The 25916-nt window shown below is 68.9% G+C and carries 22 protein-coding genes; 14 read left to right on the forward strand and 8 right to left on the reverse strand.

Annotation, left to right across the window (positions count from 1 at the left end; all coding sequences use genetic code 11):
- Positions 1 to 171: 171 nt before the first annotated feature.
- Both AC5I49_RS13330 and AC5I49_RS13335 read left to right on the forward strand, forming a co-directional pair.
- Positions 172 to 744 carry a cob(I)yrinic acid a,c-diamide adenosyltransferase gene (locus tag AC5I49_RS13330; protein ID WP_017405705.1) on the forward strand — a complete coding sequence of 191 codons (573 nt, stop codon included), beginning with the start codon at positions 172 to 174 and terminating at the stop codon, positions 742 to 744.
- A gap of 18 nt (positions 745 to 762) precedes the next feature.
- Positions 763 to 1668: a LysR substrate-binding domain-containing protein gene (locus AC5I49_RS13335; RefSeq protein WP_495789491.1), complete on the forward strand. Its 906-nt coding sequence runs from the start codon at positions 763 to 765 to the stop codon at positions 1666 to 1668.
- A 12-nt stretch (positions 1669 to 1680) separates the two neighbouring features.
- On the opposite strand, the gene AC5I49_RS13340 is transcribed toward AC5I49_RS13335, so the two are convergent.
- Positions 1681 to 2910, reverse strand: a complete 1230-nt coding sequence (locus AC5I49_RS13340) for a D-amino acid dehydrogenase (RefSeq protein ID WP_495789528.1) — start codon at positions 2908 to 2910, stop codon at positions 1681 to 1683.
- 222 nt (positions 2911 to 3132) lie between these two features.
- On the opposite strand from AC5I49_RS13340, the gene AC5I49_RS13345 reads away from it, so the two are divergent.
- Both AC5I49_RS13345 and AC5I49_RS13350 read left to right on the forward strand, forming a co-directional pair.
- The gene (locus AC5I49_RS13345; RefSeq protein ID WP_016447309.1) at positions 3133 to 4014 is read left to right on the forward strand and encodes an amino acid ABC transporter substrate-binding protein; all 882 of its coding nucleotides are present in this window, start codon (positions 3133 to 3135) and stop codon (positions 4012 to 4014) included.
- 14 nt (positions 4015 to 4028) lie between these two features.
- A complete protein-coding gene (locus tag AC5I49_RS13350; protein WP_126311546.1) occupies positions 4029 to 4790 on the forward strand; it encodes an aspartate/glutamate racemase family protein in 762 nt (253 codons plus the stop codon).
- On the opposite strand, the gene boxA is transcribed toward AC5I49_RS13350, so the two are convergent.
- From boxA to AC5I49_RS13370, 4 genes are all read right to left on the reverse strand, one after another.
- Entirely contained in the window at positions 4784 to 6115 is a 1332-nt protein-coding gene (gene boxA, locus AC5I49_RS13355) for a benzoyl-CoA 2,3-epoxidase subunit BoxA (protein ID WP_495789492.1), read from the reverse strand. The genes AC5I49_RS13350 and boxA overlap by 7 nt on opposite strands.
- A 26-nt stretch (positions 6116 to 6141) precedes the next feature.
- Entirely contained in the window at positions 6142 to 7569 is a 1428-nt protein-coding gene (gene boxB, locus AC5I49_RS13360; RefSeq protein ID WP_495789493.1) for a benzoyl-CoA 2,3-epoxidase subunit BoxB, read from the reverse strand.
- 38 nt (positions 7570 to 7607) lie between these two features.
- On the reverse strand, positions 7608 to 9278 hold the full coding sequence (gene boxC / locus AC5I49_RS13365) for a 2,3-epoxybenzoyl-CoA dihydrolase (RefSeq protein ID WP_495789494.1): 1671 nt from the start codon (positions 9276 to 9278) through the stop codon (positions 7608 to 7610).
- 194 nt (positions 9279 to 9472) lie between these two features.
- Entirely contained in the window at positions 9473 to 10387 is a 915-nt protein-coding gene (locus tag AC5I49_RS13370; RefSeq protein ID WP_012202015.1) for a helix-turn-helix transcriptional regulator, read from the reverse strand.
- 174 nt (positions 10388 to 10561) lie between these two features.
- On the opposite strand from AC5I49_RS13370, the gene AC5I49_RS13375 reads away from it, so the two are divergent.
- The 6 genes from AC5I49_RS13375 to AC5I49_RS13400 are packed head-to-tail and all read left to right on the forward strand — an operon-like array spanning position 10562 to position 16791.
- Positions 10562 to 12118: a benzoate-CoA ligase family protein gene (locus tag AC5I49_RS13375; protein WP_343740379.1), complete on the forward strand. Its 1557-nt coding sequence runs from the start codon at positions 10562 to 10564 to the stop codon at positions 12116 to 12118.
- A gap of 58 nt (positions 12119 to 12176) precedes the next feature.
- Positions 12177 to 13340 carry an ABC transporter substrate-binding protein gene (locus AC5I49_RS13380; RefSeq protein ID WP_016447315.1) on the forward strand — a complete coding sequence of 388 codons (1164 nt, stop codon included), beginning with the start codon at positions 12177 to 12179 and terminating at the stop codon, positions 13338 to 13340.
- Positions 13341 to 13390: 50 nt separating this feature from the next.
- Entirely contained in the window at positions 13391 to 14263 is an 873-nt protein-coding gene (locus AC5I49_RS13385; protein WP_495789495.1) for a branched-chain amino acid ABC transporter permease, read from the forward strand.
- 3 nt (positions 14264 to 14266) lie between these two features.
- On the forward strand, positions 14267 to 15334 hold the full coding sequence (locus tag AC5I49_RS13390) for a branched-chain amino acid ABC transporter permease (RefSeq protein ID WP_495789496.1): 1068 nt from the start codon (positions 14267 to 14269) through the stop codon (positions 15332 to 15334).
- Complete coding sequence (locus AC5I49_RS13395; RefSeq protein WP_071953933.1) at positions 15327 to 16085, forward strand: ABC transporter ATP-binding protein; 759 nt, start codon at positions 15327 to 15329, stop codon at positions 16083 to 16085. Before AC5I49_RS13390 ends, AC5I49_RS13395 begins: the two co-directional genes overlap by 8 nt.
- Positions 16078 to 16791 (forward strand): ABC transporter ATP-binding protein, encoded by a 714-nt coding sequence (locus tag AC5I49_RS13400; protein WP_016447319.1) that lies wholly within the window; start codon positions 16078 to 16080, stop codon positions 16789 to 16791. The genes AC5I49_RS13395 and AC5I49_RS13400 overlap by 8 nt, the downstream gene beginning before the upstream one ends.
- On the opposite strand, the gene AC5I49_RS13405 is transcribed toward AC5I49_RS13400, so the two are convergent.
- The 3 genes from AC5I49_RS13405 to AC5I49_RS13415 form a co-directional block, all read right to left on the reverse strand.
- Complete coding sequence (locus AC5I49_RS13405; protein WP_012202024.1) at positions 16792 to 17265, reverse strand: hotdog fold thioesterase; 474 nt, start codon at positions 17263 to 17265, stop codon at positions 16792 to 16794.
- A 122-nt stretch (positions 17266 to 17387) separates the two neighbouring features.
- Entirely contained in the window at positions 17388 to 18902 is a 1515-nt protein-coding gene (scpC, locus tag AC5I49_RS13410; RefSeq protein WP_043789488.1) for a succinyl-CoA:acetate CoA-transferase ScpC, read from the reverse strand.
- A gap of 207 nt (positions 18903 to 19109) precedes the next feature.
- Complete coding sequence (locus AC5I49_RS13415; protein WP_046239355.1) at positions 19110 to 20417, reverse strand: solute carrier family 23 protein; 1308 nt, start codon at positions 20415 to 20417, stop codon at positions 19110 to 19112.
- Positions 20418 to 20612: 195 nt separating this feature from the next.
- Here AC5I49_RS13415 and AC5I49_RS13420 point away from each other — a divergent pair, with 195 nt between their 5' ends.
- From AC5I49_RS13420 to AC5I49_RS13435, 4 genes are all read left to right on the forward strand, one after another.
- Positions 20613 to 22676 carry an acetoacetate--CoA ligase gene (locus tag AC5I49_RS13420; protein ID WP_207442502.1) on the forward strand — a complete coding sequence of 688 codons (2064 nt, stop codon included), beginning with the start codon at positions 20613 to 20615 and terminating at the stop codon, positions 22674 to 22676.
- Between the two features lie 88 nt (positions 22677 to 22764).
- The gene (locus AC5I49_RS13425) at positions 22765 to 23922 is read left to right on the forward strand and encodes an acyl-CoA dehydrogenase family protein (protein ID WP_013799995.1); all 1158 of its coding nucleotides are present in this window, start codon (positions 22765 to 22767) and stop codon (positions 23920 to 23922) included.
- Between the two features lie 84 nt (positions 23923 to 24006).
- Positions 24007 to 25023: an acyl-CoA dehydrogenase family protein gene (locus AC5I49_RS13430; RefSeq protein ID WP_495789497.1), complete on the forward strand. Its 1017-nt coding sequence runs from the start codon at positions 24007 to 24009 to the stop codon at positions 25021 to 25023.
- A 24-nt stretch (positions 25024 to 25047) separates the two neighbouring features.
- On the forward strand, positions 25048 to 25836 hold the full coding sequence (locus tag AC5I49_RS13435; protein WP_154833006.1) for a crotonase/enoyl-CoA hydratase family protein: 789 nt from the start codon (positions 25048 to 25050) through the stop codon (positions 25834 to 25836).
- Positions 25837 to 25916: the final 80 nt, after the last annotated feature.

Genomic DNA, 25916 nt, shown 5'->3' on the forward strand with positions numbered 1-25916 from the left:
CTCCTTGTCGAACGTGGAACATGACTGCATTCCACCTGTTGCAGCGCAGCAGGGCCAGCACTTTTGCCGGCTGTTGCCTGCTACAACATTTGCGTGCCGGCTGTAACGCACAATCAGGTGATGGGCCGTCACGGGTCCTGTTTTTCACCCCGCATCGCCAAGGAGAACCCCATGGGCAACCGTTTGACACAGATCGCCACGCGCACCGGAGACGACGGCAGCACGGGCCTGGGCGACAACACGCGCGTCTCCAAGAACAGCGGCCGCCCGCACGCCATGGGCGATGTGGACGAGCTCAATTCCCACATCGGCCTGCTGCTGTGCGAGGCCCTGCCCGACGACGTGCGCGAGCTGCTGGTCGATGTGCAGCACCAGCTGTTCAACCTGGGGGGCGAGCTGTCCATTCCCGGCTATGAACTGCTCAAGGACGACGCCCTGCTGCAGCTCGATGAAGCGCTGGCCCACTACAACGCGCAGCTGCCCCGGCTGCAGGAATTCATCCTGCCGGCCGGCAGCCGCGCAGCGGCCCAGGCCCATGTCTGCCGCACCGTGGCGCGCCGTGCCGAGCGCATGGTGGTGGCGCTGGAGCAGGGCGAGGCCATGCGGCCCGCGCCGCGCCAATACCTGAACCGCCTGTCCGACCTGCTGTTCGTGCTGGCACGCGTGCTCAACCGCATGGATGGCGGCGACGACGTGTACTGGAAAAGCGAGCGGCTGGCGCGCGCGCAGTCCGCTCAAGAGTGACCGTGCTGAGGACGGCCCATGCGCCTGCGCCACATCGAGGTCTTCAATGCCGTCATGCAGACCGGCAGCGTCAGCGCTGCCGCACGGCTGATCAACATCACCCAGCCGGCCGTCAGCCGCACCCTGCAGCATGCGGAGCTGCAGCTGGGCTTTGCGCTGTTCCAGCGCGCACGCGGGCGGCTCACGCCCACCAATGAGGCGCTGGCGCTGTTCCCCCACATCGAGAAGCTGTTCGAGCAGCTCGACGAGGTCCAGCGTCTGGCCGACAACCTGCGCCATGGCCGGGCAGCGGACCGGCTCACCGTGCTCACCGTCTTCGCGCTCAGCCGCGAGGTGCTGCCGCGCGCCGTGGCCGGCTTTCGGTGCCGCCACCCGCAGGTGCAGGTCCATGTGCAGGCACTGCACACGCCCCAGGTGGTCTCGGCCCTGCTGCTGCAGGAGGCCGACGTGGGCTTCGTCATCAGCTCCGTGGGCCAGCCCGCGCTGGAGCATGAGCTGCTGGCCGAGGTGGACATGTTCTGCGTGCTGCCCAAGGGCCTGCTGCCGCCCTCGCGCGTGCGCGAAGAGGGGATGGAGCTCAAGGACCTGGCCGAGCTGCCCGTGGTCGCTCTCGATGCGCGCGACCCGCTGGGCATGCGCCTGGGCCAGGCCTGCCGCGAGCACGGCGTGGGCCTGTCGCCCGTGGTCACCGTGCAGACCTACCACGCGGCCCTGTCCATGGCCGAGTACGGCCTGGGCGCCGCCATCATGGACGGCTGCACCGCCCTGGCCGCCGACCGCCGCAAGGTCCATGTCGTCCCCCTGCTGCCGCGCATCACGGTGGGTGTGAATGCCCTGAGCCTGCCCCAGCGGCCGGGGTCGGTGCTGGCGCGGGCAATGACCGAGGAAATGCGCAAGGCCTTGCGCGAGTTGCTGGCTGGTTGAGGCCTGCGGGTTTCAGGCCTCCTCCATCTGCCCCACCAGCCTCTGCGCCGAACCGAACGCCAGCGTCAGCCCCAGCGCGCCGTGCCCCGTCTGCAGCCACAGGTTGCGCGGACCGCCGCGCTGGCGGCCGGTGAGGGGCAGGCCGGTGGGTGTGGCGGGGCGCATGCCGGTCCAGGGGTGGAGGTTGCCGTCCAGCGGCAGGTCGGCGAAGACCTCCTGCGTGGAGCGGCGCAGGCTGGCGATGCGGCGCGGGTCGGTGCGCGTGTCCCGGCCCACGATCTCCACCATGCCGGCCACGCGCAGGCGTTCGCCGATGCGTGCGAAGACGACCTTGCGTGCGGTGTCGGTGACGCTGACCCGGGGCGCGGCGTGCGGCAGCTGCGCGGCGGCATCGGCGGTGATGCTGTAGCCCTTGAGCGGATAGACGGGAATGCGCAGGCCCAGCTGGCGCGCGTGGACCGCGCTTTCCCAGCCGCTGGCCAGCACGTAGTGGTCGGCGCGCAGCGGCAGTGGGCCTGCGGCGGTGCGCAGGCCGGTGATGGCGTCGCCCTCGCGCTCGAAGCCCTGCAGCTCCACGCCGTATCGCAGTTCGGCGCCGCGTGCGGTGAGCCGGGCGGCCAGTTGCTCGCACAGCAGGCGGCAGTCGGCTGCGGCCTCGCTGGGCGTGTGCACGGCGCCTGCAATACGTTGCGCGTAGCGGGCGAGCGCGGGTTCGATGCGCGCCACTTCGGCGGCGTTGACGATGCGCTGCGGCGCGCCGCCCAGGCCCGCCTGCAGTGCCACCTGCTGCGCGGCGGCATCCAGCGCCTGCTGGGTGGGGTAGAGCACCAGCTTGCCGGGCGTGTGCAGGTCGCAGGCCAGTGCTTCGTCGGCCTGAAGCGACTCGAAGGCCTGGCGGCTTTCGGCGGCCAGGGCGAGCAGGGCGCGCGTTCCTTCGGCCGAGGCATGGGCATTGCAGGCGCCCAGAAAGCGCAGTCCCCAGGCCCATTGCGCGGGGTCGGCGCGCAGGCGGAAGGCCAGCGGCGAATCCTTTTGCAGCAGCAGGCGGGGGAGCATCTTCCAGATGCCGGGATCGGCCAGCGGCTGCACGTAGGAATAGCTCAGCTGCGCGCCATTGCCGCCGCTGGCGCCCTGGGCGGGGCCCGGTGCGCGGTCCAGCACGGTGATGCGGTGGCCGGCCCGCTGCAGCGCCCAGGCCGTTGCCAGGCCGACGATGCCGGCGCCCACGATGCAGACATGCATTGATCGTTTCTCCATGCAGCCGCACTGTAGGCCGCGCGCGGCAGGCCGGGCCATGGCATTTGGCACACGGGCCATGCACGCAGGTTATGGCCGGGGGCTGCTGCTCAGGGCAGGGCGACAGCCCATAACCGGCGGGCATGGACCGGCCCGATATTGTCATTCCGCAAAGGCCGCCGCCCTTCCTACACTGGCCGCACATCCACCAAAGACGAGGAGACAAGCATGCAACTTCACACCACCGCGCTGTGCGCGGCCCTGGCCCTGGGAGGCCTGGCTGCGGCCCATGCCGACACGCTGGCCAAGGTGCGCGACAGCGGCCGCATCACGCTGGCCTACCGCGAGTCCTCCGTGCCCTTCAGCTACCTGGACAACGGCAAGCCCATCGGCATGACGGTGGAGATGTCCCAGGCCGTGGCCGAGGCCGTGAAGAAGGCGGTGAACCGACCCGATCTCAAGGTGCAGTGGCAGGCCGTGACCTCGCAGAACCGCATGCCGCTGCTGGCCAACGGCACCATCGACCTGGAATGCGGCTCGACCACCAACAACACGGTGCGCGGCAAGGAGGTGGCCTTTGCCATCAACCATTTCTACACGGGCACGCGGCTGCTGGTGAAGAAGAGCTCGGGCATCAAAAACTACGCCGACCTCAAGGACAAGACCGTGGCCATCACCACGGGAACCACCAATCTGCAGGTGCTGCGCAAGGCCAATGCCGACAAGGCCTGGGGCATGAACATCGTCATGGCCAAGGACCATGCGGACGGCTTCCTGCTGGTGGAGAACGACCGCGCCGCGGCCTTCGGCATGGACGACATCCTGCTCTTCGGCCTGATCCCCACGGCCAAGAACCCCGGGGACTTCGAGGTGGTGGCCGACTCGCTGCAGGTCGAGCCCTATGCCTGCATGCTGCGCAAGGACGATGCCCAGTTCAAGCAGCTGGTCGATGGCGTGATCGGCGACATGATGAAGTCGGGCGCGTTCGCCAGGCTCTATGACAAGTGGTTCATGCAGCCCATTGCCCCGAGGAACGTGGCCCTGGGCCTGCCGATGAGCGAGCAATTGCAGAAGAACCTGCAGGACCTCAGCGACAAACCCGCTTTTTGATTTCGGATCGCAGCATGCAGCAGCAGCTTCAGCCCCCGCGCGCGGTGGGTATTCTCGGGGGCATGGGTCCGGCCGCAGGCGCGGATTTCGTGCGCCTGTTCGTGCAGGCCTGCACGGCGCACCTGCAGCAGCAGGGCCTGCCCGTGCATGACCAGGCCTATCCCGAGCACTGGCTGGTGCAGCTGCCCATGCCCGATCGCAGCGCGGCGCTGCGCGCGGACCCGCAGTCGCCCACGGGGCCGGCCCAGCACCTGCTGCAGGGCGTGGGCCGCATGGCGGCGCTGGGCGTGCGCAGCGTGGCCCTGGCCTGCAACACGGCCCATGCCTGGCATGGGCAGCTGCAGGCGCTGTTTCCGCAGCTGCATGTGCTGCACATCGCGCGCCAAGCCGCCCTGCACCTGCAGGCCGGCGGCGCGCAACAGGCCATCGTGCTGGCCACGCAGGGCACCTATGACAGCGGCCTGTACGACGCGGCACTGGCCGAGTGCGGCATCACCGCGCTGCAGCCCGATGCGCAGGGCCGCGCGCGGCTGATGCAGGGCATCTACGACGGCGTCAAGCAGGGCGACATGGACCTGGCTGCGCGCTGCTTCGGCGAGGTGCTGGCGCCGCTGCTGCAGCGCCATGGCGATGTGCCCGTGATCATGGGCTGCACCGAGATCCCGCTGGCCCTGCCGCAGTCGCCGCTGGCGCGCGGCGCCGGGCTGGTGGACCCTGCCTGGATACTGGCCCAGGCCCTGGCCAGCGATGCGTATGGGCCTGTAGCGATTCAATAAGTCTCCAGATGCAGCCGGCCTTCGCGCTTGAGGCGCGCGCCGACCTGTTCCCAGTCCAGCCCGGCTTGCTGCGCCACGTCGCGCAGTGCCAGCACCACGCCTTCCTCCATGCTCTTGAGCCCGCAGACGTAGAAGTGCGCGTTGTCGTCGCGCAGCAGGGCCGCCAGGTCGGCCGCACGTTCGCGCAGCAGGTCCTGCACGTAGCGCCGGGGCTGGCCGGCCACGCGCGAGAAGGCCAGGTTGTTGTCGATGAAGTCGCGCGGCAGGCTTTGCAGCGGGCCGAAGTAGGGCAGCTCCTGCGGCGTGCGTGCGCCGAAGAACAGCATGAGCTTGCCGCCCTCGAACCTGCCGCTCTTGCGCAGCCGCCTGCGCCATTCGGTCATGGCGCGCATGGGGGCGCTGCCCGTGCCCGTGCAGATCATCACGATGTGCGAGCGGGGATGGTTGGGCATCAGGAACGACTGGCCGAACGGGCCTATGACCTGGACCCTGTCGCCTATGCGTGCGTCGCACAGGTAGTTGCTGGCCACGCCGCGCACGGGGCGGCCCTGGTGGTCCTGGGTGACGCGTTTCACGGTCAGCGCCAGGTTGTTGTAGCCGGGCCGCTCGCCATTGCGCGCACTGGCCACCGAGTACTGGCGCGCCACATGCGGGCGGCCCTGGGCATCGGTGCCGGGCGCGATGACGGCGATGGACTGGCCTTCGAGCACGGGGAACGGCTGGCTGCCGAAGTCCAGCACGATGTGGTGGGTCTCGCTGTCGAAGCCCGCCTCCGTGCAGTTGAGGTTGCCGACCACGGTGGCCGTGACGGGGCTCCTGGGGCCATGCAGGTTGGTGTACGGATGGGCGGCCGACCAGGGCGGCACGGTGGCGCCGTAGCTGGCGCTGCGCAACACCTGGGTATCGGCCTGGTCATCGAGCCGGGCCGCATCCGCACCGCGCGTGGCGGCCGCCGCGATCACGGCCTGGGCCTGGCTCAGGTCCTCGGCGGCAGGCGCGCCCCCTGTGTCCTGTGCCTGGGCCCGTGCCTGAACCAGCGCCTCAGGCGGCAGCTCCTCGGGCAGCTCGTCCCAGAGCAGCTGCTCGGCCACGGGATAGGCGCTTGCCAGCGGCACCTTGCGCCAGTTGTCGATGGCGCCCGTGGGGCAGGGCGAGACGCAGTCCATGCAGCCGTTGCACTGCTCGGCCAGGACCACGTAGTTGCGGTCATCGTGCGTGATGGCGCCCACGGGGCAGGTGGCCTCGCAGGTGTTGCAGCGGATGCAGATCTCCGGGTCGATCAGGTGCTGGGTGAGGATGCCGTGTTCTACCAAGGCGACTGTCATGGGCGACTCCCTGCTGGCGCGGCGCTTCAGTTGAAGCGCACGTATTCGAAATCCACGGGCTGGCGGTTGATGCCCATGACCGGCGGCGCGATCCAGCCCGCGAACCGGCCCGGCTCCACGCAGCGGCCCATGAGCGAGGCGACGAAGGCGCGGTCGGCGTCCGTGGGCAGCCATTCGCCCTCGCGCATGCGCCATTCCTGCTCGCTGACCACGCGGCCGTCGGGGCTCATGCGCACGCCGGCCAGCGCGCCGATCTGGCGGTTGAAGGCCTTGTGCGGCACGGTGAGGCGGAAGTCGATGCCGGCCTTTTCCATGACCTTGTTCCAGCGGCCCACGCCCGCGTTGGAGTCCTTGATGTAGTCGTCGCGCAGCACCTCGTTGAGCGCGTTGAGCATGGGCACTTCCTTTTCCTGCAGCCTGCCGTCCACGACCTCCAGCACCTTGTAGTGCTGGTCGTGCAGCCGGTGGTCGTCCGCGCGCTTGCCTTCCTCGTAGCGGCCCTTGAGGCCGCTGCTGTAGAAGGTGGCGGCATTGCTGGACTGGTCGGCGCCGAACAGATCGATGGTCACGCTGTAGTGGAAGTTCAGGTAGCGCTGCAGCGTGGGCAGGTCGATCACGCCGGCCGCGCGCAGGCGGCCCACGTCGTCGGTGCGCAGCTCGTTCATGACCTGGCAGGTGCGCTGCAGCACGCGCGAGACGCCGGACTCGCCCACGAACATGTGGTGGGCCTCCTCGGTCAGCATGAATTTGGTGGTGCGCGCCAGCGGGTCGAAGGCGCTTTCGGCCAGCGCGGCCAGCTGGAACTTGCCGTCGCGGTCGGTGAAGTAGGTGAACATGAAGAAGGACAGCCAGTCGGGCGTCTTCTCGTTGAAGGCGCCCAGGATGCGCGGGTTGTTCTCGTCGCCGGACTGGCGCTCCAGCAGGGCCTCGGCCTCCTCGCGGCCGTCGCGGCCGAAATGCTTGTGCAGCAGGTAGACCATGGCCCACAGGTGGCGGCCTTCCTCCACGTTGACCTGGAACAGGTTGCGCAGGTCGTACATGGACGGCGCGGTCAGGCCCAGGTGGCGCTGCTGCTCCACCGAGGCGGGCTCGGTGTCGCCCTGGGTGACGATGATGCGGCGCAGGTTGGCGCGGTGCTCGCCGGGCACGTCCTGCCAGGCCTTCTCGCCCAGGTGGTCGCCGAAGTGGATGCTGCGGTCGGCCTCGGCCGGGTTCAGGAAGATGCCCCAGCGGTAGTCGCGCATCTTCACGTGGCCGAACTGAGCCCAGCCCTGCGGGTCCACGCTGATGGCGGTGCGCAGGTAGACGTCGTAGTCGGTGGAGCCTTCGGGGCCCACGTCGCCCCACCAGTTCAGGAAGTTGGGCTGCCAGCTCTCCAGCGCGCGCTGCAGGGTGCGGTCTTCGCCGAGGTTGACGTTGTTGGGGATCTTCTCGCTGTAGTTGATGGCGCTCATGGTGGGGTCTCCGTGGATGTTTCGGGGCGTGCCTGCGGTCAGACGCGGTTGAAGTCGAAGCCGGCCTTCTGGCCCGTGCCGTAGAGCTTGAGAGCGCCCTTGTCGCCCACGGCATTGGGGCGGTTGAAGATCCAGTTCTGCCAGGCCGACAGGCGCCCGAAGATGCGCGTGACCATGTTCTCGCGGCTGGCAAAGCGCAGGTTGGCTTCCAGGCCCGTGAGCGCATCGGGCGACATGGCGGCGCGCTCTTCCATGGCGATGCGGATTTCGTCGTCCCAGTCGATGTCGTCGGGCGCGGCCGTGACCAGGCCCAGGGCCAGGGCCTGGTCGCCGTCCAGCGCGCGGCCCGTGGCGGCGCGCGCGGCCTCCAGCGGCGCGGCTTCCTCGTAGAAGCGGCGCTGCAGGCGCGACTGGTCGTTGACCAGGGGCAGCAGGCCGAAATTGAATTCGTCCAGCTGGATGCGCGGGGCGCGCTCGGTGTCGTCGGGCAGCACCAGCATGTAGGCGCGGTCGGCCGCGAAGGCCAGCTCGGCCAGCATGCCCACGAAGCAGGAGCCGGGCTCGATCAGCGCGAACAGCGTGCGCGAGGACACATCGAGCCGCGCAAAGCTGCGGCGCAGCAGGCCCAGCGTCTCGCGCGCCAGCCAGTGGTCCTGGTGGGCCAGCAGGGCTGCGTCTGCGGCCAGCACGGCGGCGGCATCGCCTTCGGTCTTGAGCAGCCAGGTGCCCACGTCCAGCTCGTTGGTGCGCAGGTGCAGGATGGCGTCGTCCAGCTCGCGGCCCATGGCCAGCGGCCACCAGGCGTCGCCAGCCTGCTCGATGGCTTCGATGGTGGCCGGCTGCGGGCCTTGCCCAAGCGTGGGCGCCTTCACGGTCAGCGTGGCGCTGCGGCGCGCGCGGTCGATCTGCACGCTGACATGGCGGTAGTGCAGCGCGTCGTCCGTGGCCTCGCGCTCCAGGCGCGTGAGCGTGATGCCCTGCGCATTGGCGGGGCGCGTGCTGCCCTCGGCCAGGCGCTGCGCGCGCTGGGCCACCACGGCCTCGAACTGCGCGGGCTTGGCCACGGCATCCACCAGGCGCCAGTCCACGGCGCGCTGGCCGCGCACGCCTTCGACGCTGGTGCAGAAGATGTCGGCCAGGTCATGGCGCACATGGCGCTTGTCGGTCACGCGCGTGAGGCCGCCCGTGCCGGGCAGCACGCCCAGCAGCGGCACCTCGGGCAGGGAGACGGAGGAGGAGCGGTCGTCGATCAGCACGATGTCGTCGCAGGCCAGGGCCAGCTCGTAGCCGCCGCCCGCGCAGGCGCCGTTGACGGCGGCCAGGAACTTCAGGCCCGAGTGGCGCGAGCTGTCCTCGATGCCGTTGCGCGTCTCGTTCGTGAACTTGCAGAAGTTCACCTTCCAGGCATGGCTGGACACGCCCAGCATGAAGATGTTGGCGCCCGAGCAGAAGATGCGGTCGCGCCCGCTGGTGACGATGACGGTGCGCACCTGCGGATGCTCGAAGCGGATGCGGTTGAGCGCGTCGTGCAGCTCGATGTCCACGCCCAGGTCGTAGCTGTTGAGCTTGAGCTTGTAGCCGGGCCGTATGCCGCCGTCCTCGGCGATGTTCAGCTGCATGCGGGCGATGGCGCCCTCGACGGTGAACGACCAGTGGCGGTACTGGGCGGGCTCGGTGCGGTAATCGACAGTGGGGTTGGACGGGTGCATGGACGGCCTCTTGGATGAAAAATAGTGCAGTCGCAGATACGGTGCAGGCACAATTATGCAGATTCATCCGGAAAATGCACGCAACAACACGCACGATAGTGCGTGTTTTGGCCGTATCCAGGGTAACCACCAGCCAGCACAGGCGAAAAAAATCCAGGCCTGGGGCCTGGATGCCGTGGGTTGCTGCCGCCGTCTCAGCGTGCGGGCAGGAACAGTGCCTTCAACTGATCGAAGCTCTGCTCCAGCGTCTGGCCGCTGGTATCCACCACGTGGTCGGCCTTGGCGTAGAAGCCGGCGCGGCCTTCGAGGATGCTGCGCAGATCGTCCATGGCCTCGGGATTGGCGGCCATGGGGCGGGTGTCGCCCTGGGCCACGACGCGGGCCATGTGCTCCTCGGGCTGGGCCTTGAGCCAGACCGTGGTGCAGTGCGACAGCAGCTCGTTGAAGGTGGCCGGGTCGGAGACGATGCCGCCCGGCGTGGCGATGACCACGTCGCTGTAGATCTGCACGGCTTCCTCCAGCGCGCGGCGCTCGTAGCGGCGGTAGGCGTTGGCACCGTACAGGTCGTGGATGGCGCGCACGCTGCAGCCCGCAATGCGCTCGATTTCCTGGTTGAGTTCGAGGAAGGGCACGCCCAGCTGCTCGGCCAGCATGCGGCCCAGCGTGGACTTGCCCGCGCCGCGCAGTCCGATCAGGGCGATGCGCGTGTGGCGCTGGCGGTCGCTGGGCGCCGTGCCCAGCAGCTCGCCTGCGGCCAGGCGCACGCGGCGCAGGTCCTCTTCATTGCGGCCTTCCAGCAGCTCGCGGATCAGCAGCCATTCGGCGCTGGTGGTGGTCACGTCGCCCAGCAGCTCGGCCATGGAGCATTGCAGGGCCTGTGCAATATGGTGCAGGACCAGCACCGACACATTGCCCGTGCCGTATTCGAGGTTGGCCAGGTGGCGCTCCGAGACATCGGCCGCCGCCGCCAGGGCGCGCCGCGTCATGCCCCGGCGCGAGCGCAGGCTGCGCACACGCTCGCCCAGCGCCTGCAGCACCTGGTTCCTGGGGGCTTCTGAGAGGGAATCCGCCGCCCCGGCGGACTGGGCTGCCGTCTCGAACTGGTCCATAGAGTTTCCTTGAAGAGGGCGTGAATGATAAACAGTCGGGGTTAACACCAGCCATGCAATATAGTGCTTGACGCTCGGTGGTGTTCTAACTATCTTTTCGGTGCACGCACAATATTGCATGTTGTGCGGAAGATCACAAGTCGGGCCGGATGCCCGATGTCGAAGGAGACCCCGATGATCGACTTCACCCAGCCCTTCAATTTCGCCGCGCACCTGTTCGCGCTCAATGAGGGGCGGCCCGGCAAGATCGCCTACATCGACGACCACGGCACGCTGAGCTACGGCCAGCTGCAGCAGCAGGCGCGGCGCATGGCCAGCGGCCTGCTGGCGGCGGGCATCCACCGCGAGGAACGCGTGCTGCTGCTCATGCACGACCGCCATGAATGGGCCGTGGCCTTTCTGGGCGCGCTGTATGCGGGCGTGGTGCCGGTGGCGGTGAACACCTTGCTCACGGCCGACGACTACGCCTACATGCTGGGCCACAGCCGTGCCCAGGCCGTGCTGACCTGCGATGCGCTGCTGCCCCTGCTGCGCCAGGCGCTGGACCGGGCGCCCAACGAGGTGCGCCATGTCTGGGTGGCCGGCGACGAAGCGGCCGCGCGCGCCGCAGGCTTTGCGCCCCTGCAGCCCTGGCTGGCGGCGCAGCCGCCGTTGCCCGCACCGGCGCCCACGCTGGGCGATGACCCGGGCTTCTGGCTGTATTCCTCGGGCTCCACGGGCAAGCCCAAGGGCGCGGTCCACACGCATGCCAATCCGTACTGGACGGCCGAACTCTATGGCGGCCCGGTGCTGGGTCTGGGCGAGGGCGACATCTGCTTTTCCGCCGCCAAGCTCTACTTCGCCTACGGCCTGGGCAATGCCCTGAGCTTTCCGCTGAGCGTGGGCGCCACCGTGCTGCTGATGGCCGAGCGGCCCACGCCCGAGGCCACCTTCGCGCGCTGGGTGCAGCACCGGCCCACGGTGTTCTTCGGCGCGCCCACGGGCTTTGCGGGCATGCTGGCCTCGCCGCTGCTGCCCGCGCGCGAGCAGGTCAGCCTGCGCATGTGCTCCTCGGCCGGCGAGGCGCTGCCGGCCGAGATCGCCCAGCGCTTCAAGGCGCATTTCGGCGCCGACATCGTGGACGGCATCGGCTCCACCGAGATGCTGCACATCTTCCTGTCCAACCGGCCCGGCGACATCCGCTACGGCACCACGGGCAAGCCCGTGGACGGCTACCGCGTGGAGCTGCGCGGCGAGGACGGCCGCCCCGTGGCCGATGGCGAGGTGGGCGACCTGTTCATCCAGGGCCCCAGCGCCGCCCTCATGTACTGGGGCAACCGCGACAAGACGCGCGAGACCTTCCAGGGCGGCTGGCTCAAGAGCGGCGACAAGTACGTGCGCGACGCCGATGGCTACTACACCTATGCCGGGCGCAGCGACGACATGCTCAAGGTCAGCGGCATCTATGTCTCGCCCTTCGAGGTCGAGGCCACGCTGATGCAGCACCCGGCCGTGCTGGAGGCCGCCGTGATCGGCAAGACCGACGCCGACGGCCTGCTCAAGACCAAGTCCTTCGTCGTGCTCAAGGACGGCTGCAGCGCCACCGAGGCCGAGCTCAAGGCCTTCGTGAAGCAGCGCCTGGCCGCCTACAAGTACCCGCGCTTCATCGAGTTCGTGGACGAACTTCCCAAGACCGCCACCGGAAAGATCCAGCGTTTCCGCCTGCGTGAACGCGAGGCCAGCGTCGGCTGAACAGCCCCTTCCGATTCCCCTGACAAAAGCAAGACCCATCGACCACAAGGAGACACGCATGAACATCGATCGCAAACACTGGGCCGCCCTCGCCCTGACGGCCTCCCTGTCCTGCGGCGCATATGCGCAGGACAGGATCAAGGTCGGCTTCATGCTGCCCTACAGCGGCACCTACGCGGCGCTGGGCTCGGCCATAGAGAACGGCTTTCGCATGTTCGTGAACGAGCAGGGCGGCAGGCTGGGCGGGCGCGAGATCGAGTTCTTCAAGGTCGATGACGAGTCCGATCCGGCCAAGGCCACGGACAACGTCAACCGCCTGATCAAGCGCGACAAGGTCGATGTGCTGGTGGGCACCGTGCATTCGGGCGTGGCCATGGCCATGGCGCGCGCGGCCAAGGAAAGCGGCACCGTGCTCATCGTGCCCAATGCGGGCGCCGATGCGGTCACGGGCGCCATGTGCGCGCCCAACATCTTCCGTTCGTCCTTCTCCAACTGGCAGTCCTCCTATCCCATGGGCGTGGTGGCGGCCAGGCAGGAGGGCAGGAAAACCGCCATGACCATCACCTGGAAATACGCGGCCGGCGAGGAGATGACCAATGCCTTCAAGGAGGGCTTCGAGAAGGAGGGCGGCAAGGTCAGCAAGCAGCTCACCGTGCCCTTTCCCAACGTGGAGTTCCAGGCCCTGCTGACCGAGATCGCGGCGGCCAGGCCCGATGCGGTGTTTGCCTTCTTCGCGGGCGCGGGCGCCGTCAAGTTCGTCAAGGACTACCACGCGGCCGGCCTGCACAAAACCATCCCGCTGTACGGCTCGGGCTTTCTGACCGACGGCACGCTGGAGGCCCAGGGCGAGGCCGCCCAGGGGGTGCTGACCACGCTGCACTACGCCGACGAGCTGGGCACGGAGCGCGACCGGCGCTTTCGCTCCGCCTATGCCCAGGCCTACAAGCTGATGCCCGATGTGTATGCCGTTCAGGGCTACGACGCCGCCCAGATGCTGGGCGTGGGCCTGAAGGCGGCGGGCGGCGACATCGCGAAGAAGGCCGAGTTCCGCCAGGCCATCGAGAAGGCCACCATCCCCAGCCCGCGCGGTGACTTCACCATCAGCAAGTCGCACAACCCCGTGCAGGACATGTACCTGCGCAAGGTCGTGGGCAAGGAGAACCAGCGCATGGGCGTGGCCATCAAGGCCCTGGGCGATACCGGCCGCGGCTGCCGCATGTGAGGCGCGGGGCGCACTCATACGGACGAATACGCACGCATACGGACATCGCCATGGACCTTGCCACCTTTCTCGTGCAGTGCCTGAACGCCGTCCAGTACGGGCTGCTGCTGTTCCTGCTGGCCTCGGGCCTGACGCTGATCTTCGGGATCATGGGCGTGATCAACCTGGCCCATGGCAGCTTCTACATGATCGGCGCCTACATGGCCTTTGTGCTGTCCCCGCTGCTGGGCCAGCACTTCATCACCATGCTGCTGGCCGGCGTGGCGCTGACCGTGGTGCTGGGCTATGCGCTGGAGTGGGCCTTCTTCAGCTACCTCTACGAGCGCGAGCACCTGCAGCAGGTGCTGATGACCTTCGGGCTGATCCTGGTGTTCGAGGAGCTGCGCTCGCTGCTGGCGGGCAACGACGTGCATGGCGTGCCGCTGCCCGGCTGGCTGTCGGGCAGCTTCTCGCTGGGCGGGCTCATGAGCTATCCGTGGTACCGGCTGTTCGCCTCGGGCGTGTGCCTGCTGGTGGCGCTGGCGCTGTACTGGGTGGTCCACCGCACGCGCCTGGGAATGATGGTGCGCGCGGGCGCCAGCAACCGCGACATGGTGCGCGGCCTGGGCATCGACGTGAAGCGCCTGTACCGCATCGTCTTCGCCATCGGCGTGGCGCTGGCGGCACTGGCGGGCATGATCGCCGCGCCCATGAGTTCGGTCTATCCGGGCATGGGCGGCAACGTGCTCATCATCTGCTTCGTGGTGGTGGTGATCGGCGGCATCGGCTCGATCACGGGCGCGCTGCTGGCCTCGCTGCTGGTGGGCTTTGTCGATACCTTCGGCAAGCTGTTCTTCCAGGAGCTCAGCGGCATGAGCGTCTACCTGCTGATGGCGGTGGTGCTGGTGTGGCGGCCCCAGGGCCTGATGGGGCAAAGGAGCTGAACAATGGCCGTATCCAATCCTTCTCCGGCCCTGCTGGCGGCCGCCGCGCAGCCCGTAGAGATGCCGCAGCGCGCCTGCCGATGGCAGGCCTGCGCCGTGCCGCTGGCCTGCGTGGCGCTGCTGGCGCTGGCCGGCCCCTGGTGGTCGGACTATCTGTCGGGCCTGGTGGTCAAGACCATGATCCTGGCCATCTTCGCGCTCAGCCTGCAGCTGCTGGTGGGCGGCACGGGCCTGGTGAGCCTGGGGCATGCGGCCTTCATGGGCCTGGGCGCCTATGCCGCCGTGCTGTCCGCAGGCAACGAGGGCGGCAGCCTGCCGGCCATGCTGGGCTGGGCGCTGCTGGCCTCGGGCGGCTATGCGCTGCTGGTGGGCCTGCCGAGCCTGCGCACGCGCGGCATCTACTTCATCATGGTGACGCTGGCCTTCGCACAGATGGCCTACTTCGTGGTCCACGACACGGGCATCGGCGGCGGCAGCGATGGCATCTACCTGATGGCCCGGCCCGCGCTGGGCGCCATCGACATGGAAATCCCGCGCGTGCAGTACTACGTGGTGCTGGCCGCCCTGGTGCTGGTCTATGCCTTCCTGGCCGGGCTGCGCCAGTCGCGCTTCGGCGCGGCGCTGGCGGGCATACGCGTCAACGAACAGCGCATGCGCGCGGCCGGCTTCACCACCTACGGGTACAAGCTCGCGGCCTTCGTGCTGGCCGGCATGCTGGCTGGCGTGGCAGGCTTTCTGCTGGCGGTGCGCGATGCCGTGGTCAACCCCGAGCTGCTGTCCTGGCACCACTCGGGCGAGGTGCTGCTGATGGTCATCCTCGGCGGCCTGGGCTCGCTGCGCGGCGCCGTGCTGGGCACGGTGGCCTTCATCGCGCTCAAGGAGGTGCTGTCCACGCATGCCATCGTCGGCCCCATGGCCGACCACTGGCAGCTGAGCCTGGGCCTGGCCATCATCGTGCTCGTGGCCCTGCTGCCGAAAGGACTGATGGGGCTGATCGGGCTGGCGGGCCTTGCACGGCAACGCGCTGGAGTGCACAACGAGGTCCATCACAAGGAGGCCGGACATGGCTGATGCGGCACTGCTTTCGGTGCGCGGCCTCACGCGCCGCTTCGGCGGGCTCACGGCCGTGGGCGGCGTGGACCTGGACCTGCACGAGGGCGAGGTCCATGCCGTGATCGGCACCAACGGCGCGGGCAAGTCCACCCTGGTCAACATGCTCTCGGGCGAACTGGCGGCCAGCGCGGGGCGCATCGCGCTCGCGGGCCAGGACGTCACGCGCATGCCCCAGCCCCGGCGCGCGCGTGCCGGCGTGGGCCGCAGCTACCAGCGCACCACCATCTTTCCCGAGTTCTCGGCGCTGGAGAACTGCCGGCTCGCGGCCCAGGCGCAGATGGCGCTCAGGCCCTGGCAGCTGGGCCTGTCCGCACAGCGCTGCGCGGCCAGCCTGCGCCAGGCCCATGCGGCCCTGGAGCGTGCGGGCCTGGCCGGGCAGGCCCAGGCCGTGGCCGGCACGCTGAGCCACGGCGCCAAGCGCCAGCTGGAAGTGGCCATGTGCCTGGCCACCGGCCCGCGCGTGCTGCTGCTGGACGAACCGCTGGCCGGCATGGGCGCCGAGGAGACCGAGCGCATGCTGGCCCTGCTGCAGGAGCTCAAGCGCGGCCATGCGGTACTGCTGGTCGAGCACGACATGGACGCCGTGTTCCGCATCGCCGACCGCATCACCGTGATGGTCAACGGCAGCGTGGTGGCCACGGGCACGCCAGCGCAGATCCGTGTCGATCCCGTGGTCCGTACTGCCTATCTCGGAGAAGACGATGACTGAGCCCATGTTCGCCATCGACGAGCTGCATACCTACTACGGCGACAGCCACATCCTGCAGGGCGTGAGCCTGGCGCTGGGCGCGGGCCAGGCCGTGGGCCTGCTGGGGCGCAACGGCATGGGCAAGACCACGCTGATCCGCACGCTCATGGGCTATGTGCCCGCGCGCCGTGGCCGCCTGCGCGCCGATGGCCGCGACTGCACGGGCGCGCCGCCCGAGCGCATGGCGCGGCTGGGCATTGGCTATGTGCCAGAGGGGCGAGGCATCTTCCCCAACCTCAGCGTGCGCGAGAACCTGGTCATGAGCGCCCGCCCCGGCCTGCAGGGAGAGCGCCACTGGACGCTGGAGCGCGTGCTCGACACCTTCCCCCGGCTCGCGGAGCGCCTGGCCAACGGCGGCGACCAGCTCTCTGGCGGCGAGCAGCAGATGCTGTCCATAGGCCGCGCGCTGATGACGCACCCGCGCCTGCTCATCCTCGACGAAGCCACCGAAGGCCTGGCCCCCCTGGTCGTCGCCGAAATCTGGCGCGTGATCGCCGCCATCCGCAGCACCGGCATCTCCACCCTGATCGTGGACCGCGACTACAAAAAGGTCCTGGCCCACACCGACCGCGCCGTGGTCATGGCCAAGGGCCGGCTGGCGCTGCAGGCCGATTCGCGGGAGCTGCTGGCGCAGCCGGAGCGCCTGTCGGAGTTGCTGGGGGTTTGATCAGGGCTGGGCCGCCACCGGCGGCTGCGCCGCGAGCTTGACGTTCTGCGCATGCGTGGGCGGCAGCAGCGCCATGGTCAGGCTGCAGGTGCAGGTCAGGCGGCCGGTTTCGTCGTGCAGTTCGATGGCCCAGACATGGGTGGTCTGGCCCAGGTGCACGGGGCGGGCCGTGCCCGTGACCCAGCCCTGGCGCGCGGCGCGCACATGGTTGGCCGAGACGTTCAGGCCCACGCTGCGCCAGCCCTCGGGGATGGAGCAGGCCGCGGCCACCGAGCCCAGGGTTTCGGCCAGCACCACGTTCACGCCGCCGTGCAGGATGCCGTAGGGCTGGCAGGTGCGCTGGTCCACGTGCACGCGGCCGCGCAGGAAGTCGTCACCGATCTCGGTGAACTCGATGCCCAGGTGCGAGACGGCCGTGTCGGCGCTCAGCGAGGTGATGTCTTCAAGGGTGAAGCTGCGCTTCCAGATCGGCATGGGAGAAGTCCTGTGGGTGCAACGAAAAAGACGGCCCCGGGGGCCGTCCTTGCATGCTACGCCAGTCCAGGCAGCCATGCCGATGGCCGCCTGTAGCCCAGGAGACTGCGCGCTGGCGCGGTTCAGGCGCGCATGTCGCCCGTTTCGACAAAGCGCTGGTGCCAGCTCAGCGCTTCGCCCAGGATGTGGGGCGTGTGCAGCGCGCCCTGGCGCTGGGCGCGGTCGAAGTAGTCCTGCAGCTGGGGGCGGAAGTCGGGATGGGCGCAGCGGTCGATGATGACCTGGGCGCGCTTGCGCGGCGACAGGCCGCGCAGGTCGGCCAGGCCCTGCTCGGTGACGATGATCTGCGTGTCGTGCTCGGTATGGTCCACGTGCGAGCACATGGGCACGATGCAGCTGATCTTGCCGCCCTTGGCCACCGAGGGCGTGACGAAGAAGGACAGGTAGCCGTTGCGCGCGAAGTCGCCCGAGCCGCCGATGCCGTTCATCATCCCCGTGCCCATGACGTGGGTGGAGTTGATGTTGCCGTAGATGTCGGCCTCGATCATGGAGTTCATGGCGATCACGCCCAGGCGGCGCACCAGCTCGGGGTGGTTGCTGATCTCCTGGGGGCGCAGGATGATGCGGTCGCGGTAGAAGTCGATGTTCTCCTCGAAGTCCCTGTAGGCGCTGCCGGACAGCGAGATCGAGGTGGCCGAGGCGCGGCTCATCTTGCCTGCGCGCAGCAGGTCCAGCATGCCGTCCTGCAGCACCTCGGTGAAGCCCAGCAGGTTCTCGAACGGCCCCGTCAGCAGGCCGGCCAGCACGGCGTTGGCCACGTTGCCCACGCCCGACTGGATGGGCAGCATCTCCTTGGGCAGGCGGCCCATCTTCATCTCGTGCGCGAGGAAGTCGATGATGGACGCGGCGATCAGGTTGGAGTTGGCGTCGGGCTGGGCGAAGACGTTGTCGCGGTCGCCCTTGTGGGTCTCGACCACGGCGACCACCTTGGCCGGGTCCACGCGCAGGTAGGGCTCGCCGATGCGGTCATCGGCATGGGTCAGGGCAATGGGCACGCGGCGCGGCGGGATGGCCGTGCCGTAGTAGATGTCGTGCATGCCTTCCATCTTGGCCGGCGGCTTGGTGTTGACCTCCAGGATCACCTTGTCGGCAATCTCCAGCCAGGTCTTGTTGTTGCCCACGGCGGTGGAGGGGATGAGGCGTCCGTCCTCGGTCACGCCCAGCACCTCGACCACGGCCACGCTCATGGGGCCCAGGAAGCCGAACCACGCATGCTGGGCCACGTGGGACAGGTGCATGTCGATGAAATCGATCTCGCCGGCATTGATCCTGGCGCGGCAGGTCGGGTCGGTGTTGAAGGGCAGGCGCTGGCCCAGTGCGCCGGCTTCGGCCAGGGCGCCGTCCATCTCGGCGGCCGTGGAGGCGCCGGTCCAGACATTGATCTTGTAGGGCCGGCCGGCCGCGTGTTCGCTCTTGGCGTGCTGGGCGATGGCCTGGGGCAGGGCCTTGGGGTAGCCCGCGCCCGTGAACCCGCTCATGCCGACGTTGACGCCGTGGGGGATCAGGGCGGCGGCCTGCTCGGCCGTCATGGTGCGCGAAAGGAATTCTGGGAAACGTACGCGGTCTGCGAGGGACATCTATGGCTCCGGCTGACGGCTCGCGCCAGCCGGCAGGGTGCCGCAGCGCTGGCTTGCAAGCCTAAAAAAAACCGCCCCATGCAAGAACGCAAGGGCGGTATATCTCCGGAAACCGATGGTAGCAGCGCTGGCAGCGGCCCTCGGGTTTCCCCGTAAAGGCCCTGCCGCGCAGTCAAAGGCTCAAAGAATGTTTGCGTGTGCTCACATTCAATGAATCAGCGGCTGATCATCGCGTGCATGATCCAGCAGCGCGTACAGGATGATGGCGCCGAAAGTCGCGGTCCCGATGCCGCCCAGCGCGAAGTCGCCGAACTTGAGCGTGAAGTCGCCCGTGCCCAGGATCAGGGTGATGGCCGCCACGATCAGGTTCTTGTTCTGCGAGAAGTCCACGCGGTTGTCCACCCAGATCTTGGCGCCGGCCACGGCGATCAGGCCGAACACCACGATGGACACGCCGCCCATCACGGGCAGCGGGATCGCCTGGATCAGCGCGCCGAACTTGGGCGAGAAGCCCAGCAGCACGGCCAGGACGGCGGCCACGAAGAACACGGCCGTCGAGTAGATGCGCGTGGCGGCCATCACGCCGATGTTCTCGGCATAGGTGGTCACGCCGGTGCCGCCGGCCGCGCCGCTGACCATGGTGGCCACGCCGTCGCCGATGAAGGCCCGGCCCATGTACTGGTCCAGGTTCTTGCCCGTCATGGCGGTCACGGCCTTGATGTGGCCCAGGTTCTCGGCCACCAGGATGATGACCACGGGAACGATGAGCACCATGGCCGGGCCGCTGAACACGGGCGCGTGGAACTGGGGCAGGCCGAACCAGGCGGCATTGGCCACGCCCGACAGGTCCACGGGCTTGCCCATGCCCAGCACATTGGTGAACAGGCCGTACAGCACGCTGGCGGCGATCAGGCCCACCAGGATCAGCAGGCGCTGCACCATGCCGCGCGTGAACACGGCCACCAGGCCCACGCAGACGAAGGTCAGGGCCTGCATCCACGACTCGAAGTTGTTGGCCGCCATGTTCTTGACGGGGATGGCCGCCAGATTCAGCCCGATCACGGCCACCACGGCGCCCGTGACCACGGGCGGCATGAAGCGCTCGATCCAGCGCGTGCCCACCAGCTGCACCACCAGGCCGATCAGCGCATAGACCGCGCCGCAGGCAATGATGCCGCCCAGCGCCACGCCGATGTTGCCGTTGGCGCCCTTGCCGCCATAGGCCGTGGCTGCGATCACCACGCCGATGAAAGCAAAGGACGAACCCAGGTAGCTGGGCACCTTGCCGCCCGTGATCAGGAAGAAGATCAGCGTGCCGATGCCGCTCATGAGTACGGCCACGTTGGGGTCGAACCCCATGAGGATGGGCGCCAGCACGGTGGAGCCGAACATGGCGATCACGTGCTGTATGCCCATCAGCCCGGTCTGGGGCCAGGGCAGGCGCTCATCGGGGCCGATCACGCCTCCCCGTTGCAGCTGGTCGGCGGATTTCTCCGTCCATTGGAAAAGGCCCATGTGGCATCGCTCCTTGTAAAAAATTGGCGCGATATTAGAGGCATTTGTTTTCTGGCAGGAGGGGGCGAGCGGAAATTTTTTCCCAGTGTTTGTGCGCAGATACGCGATCCGGCCCGCAGACTTTGTCGCCCAGGTGCCAGGCTAATGGCTTTCCCGTCTGGGCTCGCGGGCAGCGCGCGCGTACCGTGGCCGGTCATGAGCCACACCCCTGCCTTCATCCCCCAGATCCGCCTGTACCAGGACTGGCTGCGCGAGCGCCACGGCCTGCAGTTCGACAGCTACGACGCGCTGTGGCGCTGGTCGGTGACCGACCTGGACGCCTTCTGGCAAAGCATCTGGGACTACAACGCGCTGCAATCGCCTACGCCGCACACGGCCGTGCTGGAGCGCAACACCATGCCCGGCGCCCAGTGGTTTCCGGGCGCCCAGATCAACTACACGCGCCAGGCGCTGCGCCATGTGGATGCCGCCCATGCGGCCGGCATGCCCGCCGTGGTCAGCCGCAACGAGACGGGCCGCCACCGCGAACTGTCCTGGCCCGACCTGCGCCGCCAGGTCGCCGCCCTGGCCCTGCACCTGAAGGCCCAGGGCGTGGGCCGCGGCGACCGCGTGGCTGCCTACCTGCCCAACATCCCCGAGGCCATGGTCGCCCTGCTGGCCACGGCCAGCCTGGGCGCCGTCTGGAGCATCTGCGCGCCCGACATGGGCACCAACGCGGTGCTGGACCGCTTCCGCCAGATCGCGCCCAAGGCGCTGATCGCCGTCGATGGCGTGCACTACGCCGGGCGCGATATCGACCGCATGGCCGTGCTGGCGGAGCTGCGCGCAGGCCTGCCCAGCGTGGAGCATGTGGTCCTTGTGCCCAACCTGGATCTGCAGGCCAGGCTGGCCGATGCCGCCGACTACGGCCAGGTCACGGCCCGCGACGACGCGGCCACGGCGGCCTTCGAGCCCGAATGGCTGCCCTTCGACCACCCGCTGTGGATCGTCTACTCCAGCGGCACCACCGGCCTGCCCAAGCCCATCGTCCACGGCCATGGCGGCATGGTGCTGGTGGCCCTGCAGCTCAAGGCCCTGCATAACGACGTAGGCTGCAGCTACCACCCCAACAGCTGGGGCGAGCGCTACCACTGGTACAGCTCCACGGGCTGGGTGATGTGGAATGCCCAGGTCTCGGGCCTGCTGGGCGGCACCACCTGCGTGATCTTCGACGGCAGCCCCGGCGGCAGCAAGGACAGGCCCGACTGGGGCGTGCTGTGGCGCTTCGCGGCCGAGACCGGCGTGACCAGCTTCGGCTCGGGCGCGGCCTTCTACGCCAACTGCATGAAGGCCGGCGTGGACCTGGCCCAGTGCGGCGACCTGTCGCGCATCCGCAGCCTGGGCACCACGGGCTCGCCGCTGTCGCCCGAGGTGCAAAGCTGGGGCACGGCGCAGTTCGCCAGCATGGGACGGCCTGACATCTGGTGGAACAACATCTCGGGGGGCACCGACTTCGCGGGCGCCTTCATCGGCGGCCACCGCGAGCTGCCCCAGCAGCCGGGCATCATGCAGTGCCGCCAGCTGGGCGCGGCCGTGGAGGCCTGGAACGAGCAGGGCCAGCCCGTCATCGACGAGGTGGGCGAGCTGGTCTGCACCCAGCCCATCCCCTCCATGCCGCTGTACCTGTGGGGCGATGCGGACGGCAAGCGCTACCTGTCCAGCTACTTCGACATGTACCCGGCCGGCCATGGCCGCGCGCCCGGTGGCGGTGACGGCCCCGCCGCCATGGGCCCGGTCTGGCGCCACGGCGACTGGATACGCATCCTCCCGGAGGGCGGCTGCATCATCTACGGCCGCAGCGACGCCACCATCAACCGCCACGGCCTGCGCATGGGCACCAGCGAGATCTACAGCGCCGTCGAGGCCCTGCCCGAAGTGCTGGACTCCATGGTCGTGGACCTCGAATACCTGGGCCGCGAAAGCTACATGCCGCTGTTCGTGGTGCTGCGCCCGGGCGTGGATCTGGACGACGCCCTGCGCGCGCGCCTGCAGGGCGCCATCCGCCAGGCCCTGTCGCCGCGCTTCGTGCCCGACGAGATCGTGCAGGTGGCCGAAATCCCGCGCACGCTCAGCGGCAAGAAGCAGGAGCTGCCCATCAAGAAGCTGATGCTGGGCCAGCCGCTGGACAAGGTGGTCAACAAGGAGGCCATGGCCAACCCGGGCTGCCTGGACTGGTATGTGGGCTTTGCGGCGCAGCATGCCAAGGCACAGGCCGCCTGATATTCAAACGGTATCAGTGGCTCGGTTTTTAATATTGGACTGCGACAGACCGGCTGCCTAGAGTGGGGTCCAACCATGGAGCCCTGCAATGAGTGTGCTTGATTCCCTTGCCCTGACCCGCATCCCCGCCGAGGACGAAGCCCTGCGCGCCGAGGTGCGCGCCTTCCTCGCCCAGGCCATAAGCGGCCTGCCGCCCCATGTGCGTGCGCGCTCCTGGGGCGGCTACAGCGCCGAACTGAGCCGGCAGCTGGGCGAAAAGGGCTGGATAGGTGTCACCCTGCCGCGCGAGTACGGCGGCGGCGGGCGCAGCGCCTTCACGCGCTACGTGCTGGTGGAGGAATACCTGGCCTGCGGCGCGCCCGTGGGCTCGCACTGGATTGCCGACCGCCAGAGCGGCCCGCTGATCCTCAAGTACGGCACCGAGGCGCAAAAGCGGTTCTACCTGCCGCGCATCTGCCGGGGCGAGGCCTTCTTTTGCATCGGCATGAGCGAGCCCGGCGCGGGCTCGGACCTGGCCAGCGTGAAGACGCGCGCCGCGCCGAACGGCAAGGGCTTCGTGCTCAACGGCCAGAAGATCTGGACCACCAACGCCCACCACTGCCACTACATGATCGCCCTGGTGCGCACCTCGGGCGAGGCGGGTGACCGGCACAAGGGGCTGTCCCAGGTCATCGTGGACCTGTCGCTGCCGGGCGTGACCGTGCGGCCCATCACCGACCTCTCGGGCGACAGCCATTTCTGCGAAGTCTTCTTCGACAACGTGCAGCTGCCGCCCGACGCCCTGATCGGCCAGGAAGGCCAGGGCTGGGAGCAGGTCACGGCCGAGCTGGCCTTCGAACGCAGCGGGCCCGAGCGGCTGTTCTCCAGCATCGTGCTGTTCGACGAATGGCTGGCCTGGCTGCGTGCAACGGGCGAGCGCAGCGAAGGCGCGCTGCGCCTGGCCGGCCGCGTGTTCACCGAGCTGGCCCCGCTGCGCGCCATGTCGGTTGCCGTGCAGGACAAGCTGGTGCGCGGCGAAAGCCCTATCGTCGAGGCGGCCCTGGTCAAGGAGCTGGGCACGACGCTGGAGCAGTCCATTCCCGCCGCCATCGCCGACGACCTGTTCGCACGCGAGGCGTCCGAGGTTCCGCTGGAGCTGCTGCGCACCCTCAACTACGTGACGGAGGTGGCACCTTCGTACTCGCTGCGCGGCGGCACGCGCGACATCCTGCGCGGAATGATCGCGCGTGGCCTCGGCCTGCGTTGAATAAGGTTCCCCCTGAGTTGGGGCGCGCCAGTTTCAAACGGAACGCCCAAGGCCTGGCGTCATGTGTCATGAATGGAGAGAGACATGCAAGACGATTTGTTTGCCGATGCCGCACGCCAGCTGCTGCAGGGCGAGTGCACGCCCGCGCGGGTGCGCGCCATCGAGGCCGGGGGCTCGCCCCGGGCGCTGTGGCAATCGCTGGAGCAGGCCGGCTTTGCCGATGCCCTGGTGCCTGAGCACGCGGGCGGCGCGGGGCTGGCGCTGGCGCAGCTGTTCGATGTGTGGTCGCAGGCCGGCGCCCATGCGCTGCCCGTGCCGCTGGGCGAGACCATGCTGGCGCGCGCGCTGTTGGCGGGCGCGGGGGCGGAGCGTCCACCAGGCGCCATCGCGTTGGCGCAAGGCCTGCTCCAGCCGGATGGCAGCCTGCACTGCGCACCCGTGCGCCTGGGCGCGGTGGCGGACAGCGTGCTGGTGCAGCATGCGCAGGGCTGGAGCCTGCTGCCCGTGGCGCAGGCGCAGTCCGAGCCGGCGGCCTTCTGCCTGGACGTGAACCTGCGCTGGAGCGCCGATCAGGTCCGCGCAGCACCTGCTCCCGCTATCGCCCTGCCGGATGGGCTGGACCTGCGCACGCTGCAGGCCGGCCTGGTGGCGGCGCAGCTGGCGGGCGCGCTCATGGAGGTGTTCCAGCGCACGCTGCAGTACGCGAACGAGCGCCAGCAGTTCGGGCGCCCCATCGGCAAGTTCCAGGCCATTCAGCACCAGCTGGCGGTGATGAGCGAGCATGTCTTCGCCGCGCGCATGGCGGCCCGGCTGGGCTGCGCGGGGCAGGGCATCTTCCCCGATCGGCTGCGCGTGGCCGTGGCCAAGGCGCGCTGCAGCCAGGCCGCGCTGGACGTGGCCGAGGCGGCCCACGCCATCCACGGCGCCATGGGCTTCACCGAGGAATACGACCTGCAACTGCTCACGCGCCGCCTGCATGCCTGGCGCCAGACGGCGGGCTCCGAGTCGTACTGGCACGGTGTTGCTGGCGCCGCGCTGGTCCATGGCCACGCGGGCAGCACGCTGGACCTGATCCGTTCAACCACCGACATCACCGAATAAACCCTTGCTCAAGGAGTCTTCTCCATGTCCTTTCTGAACATCGCCCGCGACGGCGCCATCTGGACCCTCACCATGAACCAGCCCGAGACGCGCAATGCGCTCACGGGCAACACGGCCGTGGAGGAATTCGTGCAGGTCTGCGACGAGATCCGGCGCGACGCCTCGGTCAAGGCCGTCATCCTCACGGGCGCCGGCCCCATCTTCAGCTCGGGCGGCAACGTCAAGGACATGCAGCGCTTCTTCGACGACGCGCTCACGCCCGATGCCATCCGCGAGGAGTACCGCCAGGGCATACAGCGCATTCCGCGTGCCCTGACCCAGCTGGACGTGCCCGTGATCTGCGCCATCAACGGCCCGGCCATCGGCGCGGGGCTGGACCTGACCTGCATGTGCGACATCCGCATCGCCAGCGAGACGGCCACCTTTGCCGAGAGCTTCGTGCGCGTGGGCATCGTCCCCGGGGACGGCGGCGCCTGGCTGCTGCCGCGCGCCGTGGGCCGCGCCAAGGCGGCCGAGATGGCGTTCACGGGCGAGGCCATCGACGCGCAGGAGGCCCTGGCCTGCGGCCTGGTCAGCCGCGTCGTGCCGGCGGACCAGCTGCTGCCCACGGCACGCGCGCTGGCCGACAAGATCGCCGCCAACCCCGGCGCCGTGATGCGCATGACCAAGCGCCTGCTGCGCGAGGGCGAGCACAGCACGCTGGAGTCGCTGCTGGAGCTGTCCGCCGGCTACCAGGCCCTGGCCCACAAGACCGCCGACCACCGCGAGGCCGTGATGGCCTTCGTGGAGAAGCGTAAGCCCCGGTTTCAGTGACCGGGTCCGCCCGGCCCCCGCCACGGGGGCATGGGCCGTGTGTGACACAACACAAATGGACACTCCCCGGGGCCCGCCTC

Source organism: Delftia sp. (assembly GCF_059499305.1).

Coding starts and splice junctions, on each gene's coding strand:
- AC5I49_RS13330 (WP_017405705.1), top strand. CDS start 172: ATGGGCAACCGTTTGACACAGATCGCCACGCGCACCGGAGACGACGGC.
- AC5I49_RS13335 (WP_495789491.1), top strand. CDS start 763: ATGCGCCTGCGCCACATCGAGGTCTTCAATGCCGTCATGCAGACCGGC.
- AC5I49_RS13340 (WP_495789528.1), bottom strand. CDS start 2,910: ATGCATGTCTGCATCGTGGGCGCCGGCATCGTCGGCCTGGCAACGGCC.
- AC5I49_RS13345 (WP_016447309.1), top strand. CDS start 3,133: ATGCAACTTCACACCACCGCGCTGTGCGCGGCCCTGGCCCTGGGAGGC.
- AC5I49_RS13350 (WP_126311546.1), top strand. CDS start 4,029: ATGCAGCAGCAGCTTCAGCCCCCGCGCGCGGTGGGTATTCTCGGGGGC.
- boxA (WP_495789492.1), bottom strand. CDS start 6,115: ATGACAGTCGCCTTGGTAGAACACGGCATCCTCACCCAGCACCTGATC.
- boxB (WP_495789493.1), bottom strand. CDS start 7,569: ATGAGCGCCATCAACTACAGCGAGAAGATCCCCAACAACGTCAACCTC.
- boxC (WP_495789494.1), bottom strand. CDS start 9,278: ATGCACCCGTCCAACCCCACTGTCGATTACCGCACCGAGCCCGCCCAG.
- AC5I49_RS13370 (WP_012202015.1), bottom strand. CDS start 10,387: ATGGACCAGTTCGAGACGGCAGCCCAGTCCGCCGGGGCGGCGGATTCC.
- AC5I49_RS13375 (WP_343740379.1), top strand. CDS start 10,562: ATGATCGACTTCACCCAGCCCTTCAATTTCGCCGCGCACCTGTTCGCG.
- AC5I49_RS13380 (WP_016447315.1), top strand. CDS start 12,177: ATGAACATCGATCGCAAACACTGGGCCGCCCTCGCCCTGACGGCCTCC.
- AC5I49_RS13385 (WP_495789495.1), top strand. CDS start 13,391: ATGGACCTTGCCACCTTTCTCGTGCAGTGCCTGAACGCCGTCCAGTAC.
- AC5I49_RS13390 (WP_495789496.1), top strand. CDS start 14,267: ATGGCCGTATCCAATCCTTCTCCGGCCCTGCTGGCGGCCGCCGCGCAG.
- AC5I49_RS13395 (WP_071953933.1), top strand. CDS start 15,327: ATGGCTGATGCGGCACTGCTTTCGGTGCGCGGCCTCACGCGCCGCTTC.
- AC5I49_RS13400 (WP_016447319.1), top strand. CDS start 16,078: ATGACTGAGCCCATGTTCGCCATCGACGAGCTGCATACCTACTACGGC.
- AC5I49_RS13405 (WP_012202024.1), bottom strand. CDS start 17,265: ATGCCGATCTGGAAGCGCAGCTTCACCCTTGAAGACATCACCTCGCTG.
- scpC (WP_043789488.1), bottom strand. CDS start 18,902: ATGTCCCTCGCAGACCGCGTACGTTTCCCAGAATTCCTTTCGCGCACC.
- AC5I49_RS13415 (WP_046239355.1), bottom strand. CDS start 20,417: ATGGGCCTTTTCCAATGGACGGAGAAATCCGCCGACCAGCTGCAACGG.
- AC5I49_RS13420 (WP_207442502.1), top strand. CDS start 20,613: ATGAGCCACACCCCTGCCTTCATCCCCCAGATCCGCCTGTACCAGGAC.
- AC5I49_RS13425 (WP_013799995.1), top strand. CDS start 22,765: ATGAGTGTGCTTGATTCCCTTGCCCTGACCCGCATCCCCGCCGAGGAC.
- AC5I49_RS13430 (WP_495789497.1), top strand. CDS start 24,007: ATGCAAGACGATTTGTTTGCCGATGCCGCACGCCAGCTGCTGCAGGGC.
- AC5I49_RS13435 (WP_154833006.1), top strand. CDS start 25,048: ATGTCCTTTCTGAACATCGCCCGCGACGGCGCCATCTGGACCCTCACC.